This is a genomic window from Nonomuraea sp. NPDC048901, from assembly GCF_040649695.1.
Classification (GTDB): domain Bacteria; phylum Actinomycetota; class Actinomycetes; order Streptosporangiales; family Streptosporangiaceae; genus Nonomuraea.
Window position 1 is genome coordinate 1 of record NZ_JBEZFW010000004.1, and the last position, 16,632, is coordinate 16,632.

The 16,632-nt window shown below is 61.5% G+C and carries 9 protein-coding genes; 4 read left to right on the forward strand and 5 right to left on the reverse strand.

Going from position 1 to position 16,632, the window contains the following annotated elements:
* From AB0C30_RS13935 to AB0C30_RS13945, 3 genes are all read left to right on the forward strand, one after another.
* The coding region (locus AB0C30_RS13935; RefSeq protein ID WP_357943132.1) for a transposase family protein at positions 1-624 on the forward strand (624 nt) is incomplete at its 5' end.
* Between the two features lie 262 nt (positions 625-886).
* Positions 887-2,491 carry an RNA-directed DNA polymerase gene (locus AB0C30_RS13940; protein WP_357943134.1) on the forward strand — a complete coding sequence of 535 codons (1,605 nt, stop codon included), beginning with the start codon at positions 887-889 and terminating at the stop codon, positions 2,489-2,491.
* Positions 2,492-2,636: 145 nt separating this feature from the next.
* Positions 2,637-3,251: an IS3 family transposase gene (locus AB0C30_RS13945; RefSeq protein WP_357944558.1), complete on the forward strand. Its 615-nt coding sequence runs from the start codon at positions 2,637-2,639 to the stop codon at positions 3,249-3,251.
* 40 nt (positions 3,252-3,291) lie between these two features.
* On the opposite strand, the gene AB0C30_RS13950 is transcribed toward AB0C30_RS13945, so the two are convergent.
* Genes AB0C30_RS13950 through AB0C30_RS13965 form a run of 4 tightly spaced genes read right to left on the reverse strand, consistent with a single transcriptional unit; the run spans position 3,292 to position 14,484 of the window.
* Complete coding sequence (locus AB0C30_RS13950) at positions 3,292-5,103, reverse strand: DUF1998 domain-containing protein (protein ID WP_357943136.1); 1,812 nt, start codon at positions 5,101-5,103, stop codon at positions 3,292-3,294.
* Entirely contained in the window at positions 5,100-8,246 is a 3,147-nt protein-coding gene (locus AB0C30_RS13955) for a helicase-related protein (protein WP_357943138.1), read from the reverse strand. Before AB0C30_RS13955 ends, AB0C30_RS13950 begins: the two co-directional genes overlap by 4 nt.
* Positions 8,243-9,826: an NERD domain-containing protein gene (locus tag AB0C30_RS13960; RefSeq protein ID WP_357943140.1), complete on the reverse strand. Its 1,584-nt coding sequence runs from the start codon at positions 9,824-9,826 to the stop codon at positions 8,243-8,245. Before AB0C30_RS13960 ends, AB0C30_RS13955 begins: the two co-directional genes overlap by 4 nt.
* Positions 9,823-14,484, reverse strand: a complete 4,662-nt coding sequence (locus AB0C30_RS13965) for a DEAD/DEAH box helicase family protein (protein ID WP_357943142.1) — start codon at positions 14,482-14,484, stop codon at positions 9,823-9,825. The genes AB0C30_RS13960 and AB0C30_RS13965 overlap by 4 nt, the downstream gene beginning before the upstream one ends.
* A gap of 216 nt (positions 14,485-14,700) precedes the next feature.
* Between AB0C30_RS13965 and AB0C30_RS13970 the strand changes: the two genes are divergently transcribed.
* Complete coding sequence (locus tag AB0C30_RS13970) at positions 14,701-15,357, forward strand: hypothetical protein (protein WP_357943144.1); 657 nt, start codon at positions 14,701-14,703, stop codon at positions 15,355-15,357.
* Between the two features lie 170 nt (positions 15,358-15,527).
* Here the strand turns inward: AB0C30_RS13970 and AB0C30_RS13975 are convergent, their stop codons facing one another.
* Positions 15,528-16,628 carry a DNA cytosine methyltransferase gene (locus AB0C30_RS13975; protein WP_357943146.1) on the reverse strand — a complete coding sequence of 367 codons (1,101 nt, stop codon included), beginning with the start codon at positions 16,626-16,628 and terminating at the stop codon, positions 15,528-15,530.
* Positions 16,629-16,632: the final 4 nt, after the last annotated feature.

Here is a 16,632-nt window from a genome sequence, read left to right on the forward strand (position 1 = left end):
GGCGAGACGTTCACCGAGCTCGGAGCCGGTTTCGGGGTGTCGACCGCGACCGCGTGGCGGTATGTGGAGGAGACGATCGCGCTGCTGTCGGCCCGCTCGCCTAAGCTCGGCCAAGCGCTGCGCAAGGCCAAGCGGGACGGACTGCACTACCTGGTGCTGGACGGCACGCTGATCCATACTGACCGGATCAAGGCCGACCGGCCGTACTTCTCCGGCAAGCACCGCGTGCATGGCATGAACGTGCAGGTCCTCGCCTCACCGGACGGGACGATCCTGTGGACCTCCGGAGCGTTACCGGGCAAGGCCCACGACCTGAGCGCCGCCCGCATCTGGGGCATCCTGCGCGCCCTCGAGGAGGCGGGCATCATCACCCTGGCCGACAAGGCATATCAAGGAGCTGAGGGCCCGGTCCGCACCCCGTACAAGGGCAAGAACAAGCCCGCCTCTCAGAAACAGGCCAACCGCTTCCACGCCCGCCTTCGCGGGCCCGGCGAACGAGCGAACGCCCAGCTGAAGAGCTGGAAGATACTCCGCAAGCTACGCTGCAGCCCGAGCAAGGGCCACCTCTGCAAGGCCATCGCCGTCCTGCAAAATCACCGCGTTGCCCAAGCCGCCTGGGGATGAAAAGGGGTCAGTGCAGCACGTCGTACGACGGCCGGTCTCCAGCCTCACTGGGTCCCGCTCGTTCTCATTAAAGCTCACTGACCGTGAGCCAGGTGTGGAGCAACCCGAGCGCGTCTTGTTGGCGGGGAGGAACCAAGACGCCTCAGCCTTATGATCCACTCGGATGTACGGTTCTGTATCGATCTAAGTCGTATGGCTTGCCTGCTCGACTAGTACCGGTACGCTGCCCTCGATCGCACCCGTTCATCGATGAGGATGCTTGATGGCCAACCTAGGGCTTGATCTCCAGAAGGGGGCCAGTCTTGCTCGCCAGGAGATGTACGGCGACTGGTACCGCGATCCATGGGGATGGCCCGAGCTTACCGTCGTTGACGCTTCAACTTTGGATGCCGAAAGAGATCTACATCTAAGGAGAGGTGCTGCTGGCGAGTTCCACCTCCAGCACCGCCCTTTCTTTCACCTGATCGAGGTGCCGAAGACCCACTTGGGCGTGCGGCCAGCTGTCATTCAGGACCCCATGAGCCGCTTGGCATACCTCTCGTCCGCGCTAACCGGACTCAGCGGGTTCCATGGAGCCCTTCCGGATTGGGTGTATGGCTGGCGTACCAGGGACTCCAGCGCGATGGCCACCAACTCATCAGAGTGGGCTGCCTATGTCGAGACTCTGCCTCGTTATGAGCAGCAAGGGTTTGGACTGCAGACTGACATCACATCCTTCTTTGCTTCGATCCGCCCGGACCGCCTCGAACAACTCATCTACGACAAACTGGGTAAGGTGGCCGCAGCCTCTGTCATTATGGATGTCATCAGGGCGCACGATTCACTGTCGACCCGCAGCGGACTTCCGCAAAGAAGCTTCGCCTCCGCAATTCTCGCCCATGTTGTGCTTCAGCCGATCGACGACGCGCTAGCGGCTGGTGCGATGGACGAAGGTATCACCGCCGTGCGGAGGTGGATGGACGATATCAGTGCCGAAGGGGATGAGGATGCACTTTTCTCACTCCTCTTCGATCTTCAGGAGCGTGCTCGGGAAATAGGGCTTGAGTTGAATGCGTCAAAGACGCGTCTCGCTCCTGTGGGTGAGACGGCCCTGAATCTCCAACTCGAGCATCTGAAGGAGATAGAACTACCCCTGGCAGTGGCCCCAGGGCAGGGTTACTCCTCCGAGGATGAGGGCGAGGAGGAATCGGGCTTCGAGCCTGACATGGATACTCTCCTGATGTTGGAACGATCGATTTTGGCTGCTCCTCGGAACGCCCATCGCACCATAGCAAAAGCGGTGCTTGTATCGCTAACAAAGCTAGGCGAGTTCTCTCGCCACACGGAATGGCGCCAGACAGCACCCTCCCTGCCGCATGTCGCCGATTCGCTTGGACGGTACCTGCGACGCGCATCTGAAGACAACGAATCGGTACGGAACGACCTAGGGGATTGGTTCAAGACGTATGAAAGTTCTCCCTGGGGCCGGCTAGCATGGGTGTCATCCCAATACGCCTTGGCGTTCCCCGCAGCCCATGTGCCTCCTGCAGTGCATGAGGTACTTCGAGCCTGGATTACAACAAGCACTAACATTCAGCAGGTTGCCATTGCAGTACAGCGTATCTGCTCCAGCAGTCCCGCGCTCGGCCGGAACCTAATTCGAGCACGAGTAGACCGGACAGCAGATCCTCTACTGCTGCGCATATTTGCCCTTGGCCTACTTATGGCGGGAGAGAGTAGAGGCGCGGTCGAGGCGGTACTCGGCAGAGATCCCCGCAATGAACTTTTGACCACATTTTTGGCCAACCGACGTTGGGAGGAACCTCCGGTGGTCAAGGACTTCGATCTTTCTGTCGACTGGGAAGATGAGCAAGGGGGGCCGGCCTGATGCTTCCTGCGATGGTTAGTCATCGCACCTACCACCTAAGCGCTGATTCGTTGCGTCGATCGTCCTGATTCTGCCCGCCCTCCAGGCACCTGACATAGCGTGTCGATAGGACCTCCACGCTGTCGCCTGCGGCTACTGCGATGGCATTACCCCCCACCCGTGTTTCGGTAAAGGCGTACGGTGGCGGCCGGTCACCACCGACGCCGACGAACATCATCGGATCCCGGACCTGGTGGAGCGGGACTTCACCGCTGAGGCGCCGGGGACCAAGTTCGTCGGGGACATCACCTACATCCCGACGTGGGAGGGATTTCTCTATCTCGCGACGGTCATCGACTGCTGCACCAAGAAGGTGGTCGGCTGGGCGATGGCCGATCATTTCAAGACGCCGCTCATTGAAGCAGCGATGGACATGGCTGCAGTCAATACATCTATCGCAGAGCAGGCCATTTTCCATTCAGACCGCGGTTCGAACTACACCTCGGAGGCGTTCGCCAGGAAACTTGCGAAGATGGGGATGCGGCAATCGGTTGGCCGGACGGGCGTGTGCTGGGACAACGCGATGGCCGAATCATTCTTTTCCGCGCTGAAGAATGAGTGGCTGAGCAGGTTCACGTTCGCCACCCGCGATAAAGCGCGTCGTCAGGTTGTCCGTTACATCGAAGGGTTCTATAATCGTAAGCGCCTGCACTCGGGACTCGGCTATCGGACTCCACAAGAAGTTGAGGACCAGCACCTGACGCTGCAATCCGCAGCGTAGGGCAAGACCGCCAGACGCTGTCCGGAATCTCTGGGGCCCCTCAGATAAGGCGTTGTGATTGGGACACCGTCTCGGCTCGGATGGCTTCAAGAACCTTCTGAAAGAAGCCCGGCGTATTGTCGTCCCCCACGACGAGAACCCTGTCCAAGAGGACATTAGATCGTTCGCATGATGTCTCGGCGACGAGTGAACAACCGTGACAGGCAGCACGATTGAGGCTGTTCATTCCTTGTCCGCGACTTTCCCTACAGAGGGGGTCGGAGGAGCACCATCCAGCCTCCTCTATCGCTGCGACGAGTGTACGCGCGAGCCTGGGCGCCTCCCCTTCGCGTACGAGTCCTCCCAGCGTGCCTTCGGCATCGCCGGAGGCGGTGTAGACCAGAAGCCCCGCTTCAGTACGCGGTGTGGTCTCGGCGTAGACACGTTCTCGCAGAGAAGCGGAGGAGTACCCACATGAGAAGGCGAGTCGACGCATCAACAGATGTGCCAATGTGTGGAGCAGCACTGCCCGGGGTGTCGCCTCGAAGAGACGGGAGCCGATGATGCTGCGGCGGCGTCGTGACTCGAGTACAGCCACTCGAGACTGGACCTCCTCCTGCTGCTCCCAATCGCTCAGAAGCTCCTGGTCAAGTGAGAGAAACACTCCTTCCCCGAAGGACTCGACGGCAGGGAGCCAGCGGCCGCGTCCTCGTCTTCCCAGATTCACGTCGACCAGGTCAGCGTCCCCGGTGTAGCGGCGGAACCCGTGCAGCACTCGGATTTCACGCAGTCGATGAGCCAAGACCACGGCGTCGATGTATTCGCTCAGTTGCGCAGTCACCGGCGAGGTATCGAGGTCTGTCCGCTTAAATGGCGTCGCGCTGATGACGAAGTCCGGGGTTCCGACAGGTCCGTCGGTCGACCCGGTGGCCTCAAGAAAGGCGTCCCACTCATCGCTGAGCAGGCCTCGCCGCGATTCGCGAAGGACCTCGTTCGGCCTGCCATCCAAGGCCTGTCGGACCTGGCCCTCATCTATGCCAAGGTCCTCAGCGATGAGCTCGATGAGGACTGTCGCTCTGGGGCCGTGGGGTGCACTTTGCACGTCCTCAAAGTTGCGGTGTTGGCGAACCTCTGCTGCGATGTCCCGGGCTGTACCCGATGGTTCGGGTATGTCGAGTGCGGTGGTCGTGTCGGCCAGAGTGACGTTGGTTGCCCCACGTTGCAGGACTTCGAGCGGGTCGTCGCAAGGCGGTGTGTTGTGCTGCCACGGTTGTCCGCCGGTGCAGGTTACTCCGATCCGGTGGAGCGCCTTTCTGGATGGGAGGTCACCGAGGTCTCGGGAGGCACCGCAGGTCAGACAGCGTACGACCAGGCCGGATAGCCCTTCGTTCCCCCGGACAGCTGTGGCGAAGTTTAGTATGTGGTCGTGACAACGCCGCTGGGCCTCTGACTCGGGTGCGGAGTGCGCCCATCTATCCCAAGGTATGTCTCGGGCGTGTCCTTTCGTTGCGCAAACTGCAATGAATCGCATCGGCACCAGCTTTCCCCTGCACTGGCCGCACTGGGGAGGCTGACCGGTTTCTTGCTGGGTGCGGTAATGGTGCATTCGGCGGCAGTCCTGACAAAACAGCCAGCGGGGGAAACGCTGATACAGGATCCCCGGGCTGTTGGTCGACGGCTTTGCCGGGACACTCGGCGGCGAGCGCAGTTCCTGGACTCCGAGACGTTCCTCGAGTCTCTTCGATTCCACCCTTACGGTTCGTTCGTATGGCCATTGGCTGATGTCGACGCCCATGAGTGACTCGCCCATGACATCCACGATGGCCCCAACGCCGAACGGAGAGATGGTCTGGCTCAGTCGCACGGTTCTCATCGAGGTCCCTCTCCAACGGCGATGATGCGAACCTGGCGATCAACAGATCGCATGGAATGTGCAGTCGGCCAGCCCTCGCCGCCTGCCCCGAAGTCCTTCAGCAAGGAGGCATGGTCCCTGGACCTGTAGTACAGCCGTTCTCCGCGCCCGGTGATCGCCTGCGCTCGTTCGTGCCACTCGCTGGCGATTCGCCGCAGTTCCCGCTCGCTCGACTCGGCCTCATCAGGATCGGCTCGGCGGGCGGCCTGGATCATGCGGTCAAGAGCGAGTTGCACGAGCGGATCTTCGATGATGAACTCTCCGGCCTGGTCCTTTCGGCGAAGTCCGACCCCATGGCGCACAAGTAGGACGAATGCGGCACGCAGTGATCGCTCGCGCGAAGCCAGTGACCAGGGTGTGACACTCGTGGGCTCGACATGTCGGTATAGGGATTCGTGGTAGGCGCGGAAGGATTCGTAGTGGGATCGGTCGCGTGGCTTGTTGGCCCGAAGAAGTGTGATCACCACACCGGGCACCGCGGATCGACCGACTCGGCTGGTGGCCTGGATGTACTCGGACGTTGTCTTCGGTTGGCCGTTCATGAGCATCACTCCCAGCCTGCCGATGTCGATGCCCACCGAGAGCATGTTGGTGGTGGCCAACACGTCGACGGCATCGCCCTGATCGACTTTTCGCTCGAGACGTCTGATGATCTCGGGCAACCGGTCTGCAGGGACGTTGCTGGTGAGTTCTACGACCCCGTCGCCACGTAGCCCTCGGAAGGTTGCGGCATCGGCTCTACGCGCCTGCAGCATGGCATCGACGTCGTCGCGGACCTGAGTTACGGTTCGTCCCAGCTCGCGCAGACTGTTGTGGTACACGACCAGTGTCCAGTAGGCATCCCGGTCATCGCCTGATAACCCCAGCACGGAAGGGGCCTGCAGTATCGCTACGCTGCTCAGGATCGTGGCCGAAGCTTGGGTGAACGCCTGGGGCATCAGACCGAGATACAGCCGGCCCGGGCTTGTCTGGTCGGTGCGCGCGAAGTAGCTGTCGTCCGCATCGAGTCCGCTGGGTGGGAAAAGCTCTACGGCTGTGCCGTAGAGACCGCGCACCTGCTCGTCTGCTGCACGAATGGTAGCTGTCGATGCGACAATTTTGGGATTGTCCCCGTCCCAGCCCAACAAGGAGTGCACCGCCGCCTCGTACAGCGCGACGGTCGTCCCCAATGGGCCGGACAACAGGTGCAGCTCATCCTGGATCACAAGACTCGGTGCGTCATAAGGCACGGAGCCTCGTCCGAACAGCCGACCCGCCTCCTGGACCCAGGGCAAGCGGGCTAGTTTGTCGACAGTCGCCAATACCAGTGTTGGAGGCTCTGCAAAGATATGGTCGTCGACCACGCTTACCGGTAGAAATTCGTGGAACGCGCAATCCTCATGCGGGCAGAAGAGCTCGAAAGTGTTCTTCGTGGACCTGACGCCGTATGCAGGGCTGGGTTTCCCGTCGGGACCGCTCGGCTGGCGTCGCTCCGGGACGATCAAAGTGCCGCACCACGGGCAGTTCTGAAGCTGAAAAGGGTTCTCCGGTTTCTGCGCGAGGAAAAGATCCTTGGTTCGGTCGAGGGCATCCTTGTAGGTGTTCGGGGTTGTGTCGCCGCCGACCCACAGGCCGATGGTGAAAGGCGGGGAGTCCTGCAGATCAGGATGCTCTTCTCTAAGACGTTCGAGGGCACAGATCAGGGTGGCCGCACGCTGAAACTGCTGACTGGTCAGAAGCCGAAGGGTATAGCGGGTAAGGATCGCGGTTCCGCCGCCGCGTAGGCCGTCCACGAGCCGCCGGCGGATCATTTCGAAGGCAGCGAGCCCAAGATATGCCTCGGTTTTTCCGCCGCCTGTGGGAAACCAGATCAGATCAACAACGCGGCGGTCGGGATGCATTTTGTCGGCAGTCGATGCCAAGCTGAGCAGTTGGAACCCGAGTTGGAAATGCCGCCAGCGAGGCTCGCTGGGCGTGCCCCTCTTGGTCAGCGGTACACCCAACGTGCCGGGGTGATCCTTCATGTGTCGCGTCTGGCAGATCTGTTCGTACATGGCCGCATTGGCGAGGCGGAACGCCAGCATGCATTTAGGATCTCGACGTAGGAGGTTGATTCCTTCGTGCATCCGTTTTGCTGCCCGCCGCATGCGTTCGAGGAGCCGGTGTGCAGCGGATCGGTGGAATTGCTCCAGAGTGCGAGCCTCCTGTTCGCGATCCGCAATCCAGGTTTCGTATTCGTTAACGAATTCTTTGAGCTCTCGGCAGAGAACATCGACGCGCACCGACTCGTCGGCGAGGTGAGCCAGTCGGAGCACATTACCTCCGTCGGCCGGCGGGGCGACACCTAGTACGACGGTGCTGGGCAGCATTTCCGTCCGCACGGTGCGGATTTCCCCGTCCGAATCCTTGACCCAATCGACCGAGCACCCGTGCCCGATGCCGTAGACGCGCCGGTGCCGGTAAAGCAGCCGGAGCTCTTGATCCTCGGGATCGTCGGACAAGTCCGCACTGCTGGGGTACGGAAGGATATGGCCGCCCTGGACATGGCAGGAGAAGGCCGCCTGGAAAAGGCACATCTCAGTCGGTGGAGGGGATTCCGCCTCGTCGTGCTCGGCAAGGTTCTCCAAAGCGACGGTGACGAGCCAGGCCGTGCCTTCTTTGCGCCAGACGCAGAGCAATCTGGCTCGGCCTTCGAAGAGGTCGACCTTGTTTTCGTCCGGAGTGCCATCGGCGTGCAGGACCACCTCATCGCGCCAGTCGCGTCTTACCCATTGGTCACGGTGGCTGTGCGCTTCCTTTCTATGAACCTTCTCATAGGTCCCGACCGTGATCCGGCAGTTCAATTGAGGGGCATCGTGCAGGAAAGAGATGGCCGCCGAAGCCGGGTGCCAATTGTTGGCCATCTCGATGGGCTCATCCAGTTCCTCGTCGTGAGCATCCGCGCCGAGACTGTCGCCGAAGTGCCGCTCTGCCGCCAGACCCTGCGGATAGAGCGTGCCAACAAGGTAGGTGTGTTCTGGCCTGGTACGGATGACCTCTTCTGGCCCAGAGGCCGGGCCCAGGTATTGGCTACCCAGGTAGGTGAGCAGATCGTCGCGTACATCGATCGGATCGCGTTGGCTCATTGCGTGATCCCTTCGCTGTGGCCCTGCTCGATCTGCTGCCAGGCAATAGTGCTGACGGCGAGCCAGAGGCTGATGCGTGGTCGGGTCATGGCCACATAGAGGCGCGCCGACCCGATGGTGTCATTGATGTCTTCGACGTCGACCAGGCAGACGTGAGCTGCTTCTAGCCCTTTGATTTGCGCAGTCGTAACCAGCTGAGCGGTACCGGGCCGCCGTGTTCTCGGATCCGGCTGATCCTTGAGTCTGCCGGAGCGAAATGCTTTGGAGTGAATGGCAGAGCTGTCCTGCGCTCGGTCTCGAAGAGTGATGACGGCCACGTCAGCCAGGTCGACATCTTCTTGCCGTAGCCTGCTGAGATGCGCGTCCAGCAGTCGGGCCGCGTGCAGGTCGTCATCGTAACGCTTGTATTCGACAGCAGGACCAGCCCCTGCCCTGGGAACTCCGAGGTCCGCACCAGTGACAAGCTGGGTCTGCAGAACCACCGGTGCGGTGTTGCGACAGTTGTACGGCAGGTTGATGGACACAGCGGTAGCTGTGAGCTCTCGGAAAGCATCGTGGTCGAACACGCCATCGACATTGGCCTGGTTGTTGGGATCGCAAAAGATTCGCCAGCGTCCGTTCGTCCATCCGCCTTGGACCAGCCCGTCCAGCTGCAGCAGGGAGTCGACGTCCATGAGATCCTGGCCTTCATCGATGATCAGGACGTCGGCCGGTGGTGTCCCGTTCAGATCGGCCAAGGCACCGCAGACGACGCCGCAGTTTGCGAGGGCGTCGGCAAGGACGCCGGCGAGCAGCGCGGAACGGCACGTCAGTATGACCTTGCAGCCGGAGGCCGCGGCGCGACGCGCCGTTTCCACAGCAAGCAGCGTCTTTCCTGACCCCGCACCGCCGTTGCACACGATCCGGTCGTTGCTTTCTAGGCCGATGATCAGGTCGTACTGCCGTTCGGCCAGCTGAACGTACTCCTGCTCGAGCCCGACGACTCGTGCGGCTAGCGTAGGCACCCGGTCGAAGTCCGGTCGCAGCACGTTCAGCAATTGTCTGTAGGCGCCGCCTCGTACTCGACGGCCAACGCGTTGGTGCCAGAAGATGCGGGCACGCCGCAGCGCCTGTTCCAGGCCCTGGACACTCATGGCACGAGGGCCGGCATGTTGGGATGGTTCCCACTCCAGATCCTGAGCGAGTTGCTGGTTCGGAGTGAGCACCAGAAAACCGAAGGCAACATCGAGATTCGGCAAACGGGCTCTGAGCCGGCTCTCCAGAGCGAACATGGCGGAACTTGCTTGCTCAAAAGGGCCTTCGCGCTTCTGGTGGGCCTGCCCGTAGCGATCCGTGAAGGTCCAGAGACCATCTCGGCGATGGATGCGCCCGCCTTTGACTTCGATGACCAGGATTGTGTCGTCCCACACCACAAGGAAGTCCACCTCGGACATCCGCTTGTACTCGTGGACCGGCAATCGCAATGAATACAGACAAGCCGTAGGCACGCCCAGATCCACCTGAGCGAGAAGCTCTGCTACCCGCCGCTCCGCAGCACTATCGACACGGCCGAAGGTCTCGATGGCCGGGATCATCCTCATGCGTGCTGTCCGCCCTGTCGGTCCCAGAGGTAATCAAATTCTCTGTACGCGAGACGTTCGCCGAACTGCCCGAACGTATCGGCCACGTTGACCACCAGACAATGAGATTTGCCGCGGTTGGCAGGGCCGCGCAAGCCGCGCCCGACCATCTGGATGTACGCGTTGGGGCTGAAGGTGGGGCGGGCGATGTACAGCGCTCTGACCCCCGGGACGTCGAAACCTTGGGTCAGGACGTTACAGTTCGTGAGAACCCTGATGTCCTTGCTTCGAAACCCTTCGATGTTCCGGCGCCGCTCGTGGATGCGTGTGGAGCCGCTGATTGAAGCCGCGGAGATTCCCCGCACCCGAAGGAGAGCGGCCAGGACTTGGGCCGACAACACAGAGGCAGCGAATACCAGGACCTGCCAGTCCGATGGCAGGTTCTCGATGTGGTCCAACAGCCGCAACGTTCTGGCCTGGTCACGTCCTAGGTGCTCCAGGACCCGAGACGGCAGCAGCCGTGTGCGTTGGGTGATCTCGGCTTCCTTGGCGTCGAGCGACACGGCTCCACCGTTGAGGATCTGGTGCTCGACTTGGGACAAGACTCCCAGACGCTGCAGCACCCCATAGGGATCCTCGCCGAGAACGTCGATCAGATTGTTGCCGAACCGTCCCGCCAGCCGCCGGTTTTTCTCTTCGCTCGTCCCCTTGAACGGTGTAGCGGTCAACCCGAGCAACGGCCGGCTCATGTGACCATTGTCCAGGCCGAGCCAGGCGAGAAGCTTGGTGTAGTCCTTGCCGGTTGCTTCGTGTGCCTCATCGATCACGACTGCAGTGGGGCGCGCGAGCCACGCGTAGTCCGGATTGTCACGACAGGCAGAGAGTTTCTTATCGGTGGCCACGACCACCATGAGTTCGTTCTCGCCCTCGGCGATCTCGTTGCGATCCCAGAGCCGACAGATCCGAAGTGCACGATCGTCCCCGATGTCACGCCAGACGGCAGACCACGTCTGCACGGCCTGCTCGCACAACTCCTCGCTCTGGGCAACCCACAACAAGTGGCCGACCAAACCGTCCTCGATGAATGCCGTCGCCAGCGCCTGGACAGTCACCCTGGTCTTGCCGGCACCGGTCGGCAGGAACATCATGCCCTGCTCGCGCTCAGTGACAAGGCGTCGAATCCTGTCCGCAAGTTCCTGCTGATAGGGGTGGAGGGGGCCGAGACGGGGTGGACCGAACACAGTCAAGTCGGGTTCGAGGTACGAACCGCGTTCCCCGGCGTACTCGCTAGGAAAGCCGAGTCTACGAACGAAACCCACGGCGGGCGGACTTCCGGCCCAGCGGTCGGGTACCGGGAAACCTGCAGCCTCCAGATCGTGACGACATTCCCTCAGCACGTCGTAACCGTGGACGTCCAGCAACAACCTGGCAATCTGTTGAGGCCCCTTGTTGTCATCGATCTTGCGTACTGTCTCCAGCAGCCCTGTCGGAAGCCTTGCTTCGAGCTTGCCCACGTCGAGGAGATGCAGGAGCTTTCTGGCATGGTCACGTTCAGCCCGGCAAAGCGCGATGCTTCTCTCGACCGCCTCGTCCTGAGCATCGTTGAGGATGCGGCTGACAGAGCTCGAGGTCAGTTCGACGTCGAACTCGTCCGCGAGCCGCAGGAGAAGATCCTCGTCCCTCAGGTCCGAGCGGTGGTAGACCACGTTGCCGTCGCGCAACAGATCCGTTGGTTCCCGATCCACTCCGTCAGGTCCCGTGATCTGCCGGAAGAGCTCGCCGCATTCGATGAGTTCCACTGCGTTGAAAGCCTCGGCCGCCAGCGGACGGAGGCCTCTGTACCGGTCCAGCACGACGACTGGCTCGGCGGGACTCTCCGCCAGCACCTCTACCCGCAGTCGAGAGGAAGCAGGAGTACATCCCCACCTGTCGATCAGTAGTGCGGCGAGTGCCTCGTCGGAGACCGCGATGTAGGGAGGCCGACGTTCGGCCAGAACTCGCCTCTCCTCTTCTGTTCTGGCGATCAGGAGTTCCTCACGCAGAACTCGGCATCCCGAGGAGCCACTGACAGCGGGAACATACTCGGGAACCTGATCCTCGGACAGACTGCGAGCTGCCTCGGCGATCAATGTGCCGAGCGTCCACGGATCTCCGGTCGCAGGCAGACGATCGAGGAACTCTCGCCAGATACTTGGAGCGATTCCCTCAAGAGACTCGGTCAGCGACAGTCTGTCGGTCGCTTGGCACTCGGCGACAGGCAAGAGCGGCGCGTACTCCGAGAGCGACGCGGCCACGCTCAGTGCTGCTGGACGTGGTCCCCACGAAGTGGCCAGCAGGCCGTATTCGCGGGCTGCCCACACAGAGGGGGCGGGCACCTGGATTTGTGGAAGGGACTTGCGGGTGAAGTGCCCGAATAGCCACGTGTCGGGGACGTCCATTCGAAGGAGCGCATGGGTCCAACCTACGCATGCATCGAGGTCGCCGGAATCGCGGAATCTGCGGAGGACGTGCAGAGGACCCACTGGATCGTGGTCGAGGAATCCGAGTTCCTTGTCTGATGGTCGTCCTCGCGCGGGTAGCTTCGCCAGATAGCCCGTCCGGGTCAGCCGGAGATACTCCAAATGCGTCGAGTCTTGAGTCAGAGCACGGCTGACCAGAGGGCGAGCAGCAATACCTATCCGTCGCAGCAGGTCGGCATGCAGGTCGTAATGGAAGTCCTCATTGAGGACCATCACCGGATTTTGCGGCGAGATCTCGCCAGCAATCACCACTTCGTCGGAGTAATGCCACCAGCCGTCTTGGCACTTGACCTTGAGCCGGCTCCCCTTGGCGAGATAGTCCTCCAGATGTTGCTCCGCCACAGATTTAGGAACCTCGGAGACCAGCCGCCAGAACTCGGCCCATTCGCCCCCGGTCCACTTCTTGGTGACCGCACGTGTAAGCTTGGCAAGCTCGTGACCGGGGTCGACGTCCTTGAAGCCGAGGTCACGTAGGAAACGTTCCACATCGGAGTTCGCGAGCAGAGACTGCCGTACCAAGGCTATTTCGGCCTGCCGGGTCAAAACGTTTCCATGGAGGAAGACGTCCTGTGTCGCATTCAGCGGCCACAGGCGACCGCTGTCGTCGGGAAGGATCTTGGCTGAGAGAAAACCGCGGCGGGTGTTCTCGTCTTTTGTGACTGCTACAACCCGGAGCGCAGATGCGCATTCCTCATCGGTCGCGTTCCCGATGATCTGTTGCAGCCAGTCTGCAGCCCCCAATTCAACATCCGACGCACGCGCGTCGTCCGCTCGGATAAGACTACGCAGACGCGCCTGTCGATTCGGGTTGCGGAAGCATTGGACGTGGGGCACTGAGCGAGGGCATCCGGGTGACGAATACCAGGTACGGAGCAAAGCGGGATCGAGGCGTACCTGCTCTTGATGTGGAAAGCACAACGCATCGATGCGGCGGAGCACTCCGTCACGGTCAGGAATGCAGGCTTCTGCCGAGACCAAGCCTGGCACGCGTTCAGCGAGGAACCTGTCGGCGAAATTTGGCGCCTCACGACCTCGCGCGGGCAGGTAGTCGAAGTGGCGAGCAGGATCTGTCGCGCTACTGAGGGTAGGTAGACCCTCCGCCGCCAGGAGGGCGATCCGCTCGAGGATCTCCTGATTGAACCGCCCGCGGAGGAGGCTCGTACGGTCGTCGTTGACCTGCCAAGGGGCATTCAGAATCCCCCGCAGCGATGTTGTCTCGGTCAGCGGGTAGTAAGCCCAGAACCGCCCCAGCGGCGAGACGTCGCCAGTCAACGGCGCCGCCCAGGTCACGGTGATACTCGTGCGCCTGATCGCCTCCCCGACCTCTTGGAGGGCCTGAGGAGACGGGCTGTGCAAGGCGTGCCACACACGCCAGTCCGACGGCTCACGATCTCTAGTCTGCAGCCGGCGTACTCCGTCGGAGAGCGCAATACACTCATGTTCCAGCTCGACTCGTTCGGATCCAGGGCGGTCGACCACGATCCGCAGCACCGACACCCTGGGCACGAACAGCAAGAACTCCACAGGAAACTTTTTGAGTTCCTCCTCCAAACGAGTGGCATCTCCCGACAGGGGCAAACGGACGACTGTGGTAGCCCAAACCATCAGTTCGGCGAGCACTGCGTCGCGGCTGATTTCCTCCATCACGTCGAGGTGGGCAGGCATACGGAGGACGGGAAACCGCGTGGCGTCGGGATCAAGAGATCGCAATTCCTGCGCCGCTCGTTCAGCGTCGAAGGCGAAGCTGATCGACCGGCTGAATACGGCTGGTGCCTTGGTGATGCCCAAGACGGACTTGAAGCCGAGGCCGAACCGGCCGATCGCTTCGTCTCGCTTGTCGCTGAGGAAAGCGTGGCAGATGGCCTCAAGGCCCTCACGAGAGAAGGCCTTGCCCTCGTTCGCGCAGTAAAGGGAGCCGTTGACCAGGCGTACCTCGACTTGCCCGCGATGGTCGTCGTACTGCGCATCGGCGGCATTTTGGACTAATTCGAGAATCTGTCGCCGCGAGTAGCCGCCAGTCCTGTAGCTGTCCTCTTGGTTGGCGTGCTCTCCGAGCAGAAGCCTATCCGCTTCGTATGCCTTGTACGTGTTCGCGCGGTGCTGCTCGAGCCAGTGAACCAGATCCGGGTCTTCCTGACCCCAGCTGCCGTCGGCGGTCACCAATACCTCCGTGCCGTGTTCACCATGGTCGTCACTCTACGAACGTGTTTGGATCGGGTTTGGAGTCCTTCGGAGGTGTCCCCATGCCGCTGAGGCCTAAGCCGTGCAGACGATAGATCATTACAGGATCCGCGGGACTGCCGTCCAGTCCACCGGAAGCGCAATGTACAGCCAGATATTGCGGGCGTACAGGCTATCGCGTGTCAGACTATGCCCATGCGTTCGGACGACGAACTACGCTCTGCAATCGCTAGCGCGCGTGATGCCTTGGAGGTTGCCGTCGGCCATCTGGACAAAATAGCCAAAGCCGACATAGTGATGGAGGATGACTGGCAGGACGTCAGCGCTGCTGTGGGGCTCAGTATGGCGCTTCATCGTGAACATATGGCGAGGGTAGGCGTTCTCTTAGGGTTGGGCGGGGCTCAGCAGCGTCTCCTTCGGTTTCTGCTGAGACACGTAGGCCAGGTCGTCTCCGGTCCGGAGTTGGCCGGCGTCGCCGGGATCGCTGAGTGGGCGCGGCGAGTCAGAGAGCTACGCGTGGAGCATGGCTGGCCTATCGAGAGTGGGGTGCAGTCGCCTGATCTTCGCTCCGACCAGTACATCCTTCTCCGACCGGAACCGGATGAAGATCTGGCGAGGAAATGGCGACTGGCCGCCGATATCCGGAGGCATGGTGGCGCCGTCCGCGACCGTATCCTCGCCTACCTGAAGGCCATCAGTCCTGAGGCGGCTGATCGGGAGGATCTTGACTACGTCACCAAGACCGGCACCTGGAAATCGTCGATCGATGACCTAAGGGCCGATGGCTGGGATATCCAATCTTCCGATGAGGATCCGCAACTTGCTCCGGGCAGCTACCGCCTGCTGCTATGACTCATGCAAGTCGCAGCTTCCTACCGGCGATGGCGCCCATCCACATCCCCCAGTAAGAGACACTGCCATGCGAGCAGGACGATTTTCTTGGGATCGCGAACGTCCCCTGTTGTCGGTTCGAAGTGCACTGAAAGGCACTGGGAGATCATCGGTGTTACGTCCGACGGACGTCAGGCGTATTCCACGTCGGCCTCAGCCGCAATGTCGAAGGTTTCTGGCTCTGAAGCTTCTTCGGATCTCCATGTCTTGAGAGTCTTCAACAGATCTTTATCTGGCTTGCCCCGGCCGAATGCAGCACAAAGGACGTGCATGGCCAATCGAGGGGGGACAGCATTTCCGATCTGCTGACCCACATCGCGCCCTGACCACGGATAGTCGCTAGGAAAGGTCTGAAGGCAGCCTGCTTCTGCGAGGGAAAAGCGTTCCAGTTCGGCGCCGTCCAGTGAGACGATGCGATTACGGGAGATCTTTCCGGTTACCGTTGCGGACGGTTCCCAGGAGCCGCGACGACCCCGAGCTTTGGGGTCCCCGCCGGTGCCGTAATTCGAGATGACGCGGAACGGTGACGGTCGATCAAGTACGTCTGCCATCGTCGTCCATGGCTCACGTGCCTGGTCCCCGACCTCGCGTGGGACGCCCTTCCGGTAAGGCCGATGCGTGGGCTCGGGCAGGGCCACGTCTTCAATGCTCCTACGGGCGATGAGCACTGCCCTTTTGCGGGTCTGCGGGACGCCGTATTCCTCTGTGCGTAGAATACCGCATTTTGCGGAATAGCCCTCATCACGCAGAGCCGCTGCGTAAGCGTCCCATACCGGGAGCACTGCCGGGACCTGCTCAAGAATGATCGCCCGATAAGGAGTGTTGTTCTCGTTGTCGATCGCTTCAAGGGCCCAGCGGAGAGGCTCCAGCACCAGCCCGGTTCGCTCGTCCTCCAGCTTGGACAGATCCCGGTCGATCTCATCTCGGTCTTCTCGGGCGACCATACGCTTGACGAAGCGCAGTACCTCATCGAGTGCCCTGCGGCCGGCCCCGCTGCCAGCGACCGTAAAGGTCTGACACGGCGGTCCCCCCGCCAGGACATCCGCGTCAGGGAAGTCGGAAGGGCCGTAGCTTCGTACATCCCCCTCCACCGTGGCCAGGCCAGCAGCCCGGCGCGTCTCACAAGCTGAGGCATCCCATTCCACACCCACCGTCGCGATGCCGAGCTTTTCCGCTGCCACGTCGAGCCCGCCGGGACCGGCGAACAAGTCAACAATCTTGACGGGGTGCACTTGA

Bases quoted from the DNA above. Each gene is read 5' to 3' on its own strand.
- AB0C30_RS13960 (WP_357943140.1), bottom strand. From the start codon at position 9,826: ATGAGGATGATCCCGGCCATCGAGACCTTCGGCCGTGTCGATAGTGCT.
- AB0C30_RS13950 (WP_357943136.1), bottom strand. From the start codon at position 5,103: ATGAGAACCGTGCGACTGAGCCAGACCATCTCTCCGTTCGGCGTTGGG.
- AB0C30_RS13940 (WP_357943134.1), top strand. From the start codon at position 887: ATGGCCAACCTAGGGCTTGATCTCCAGAAGGGGGCCAGTCTTGCTCGC.
- AB0C30_RS13970 (WP_357943144.1), top strand. From the start codon at position 14,701: ATGCGTTCGGACGACGAACTACGCTCTGCAATCGCTAGCGCGCGTGAT.
- AB0C30_RS13955 (WP_357943138.1), bottom strand. From the start codon at position 8,246: ATGAGCCAACGCGATCCGATCGATGTACGCGACGATCTGCTCACCTAC.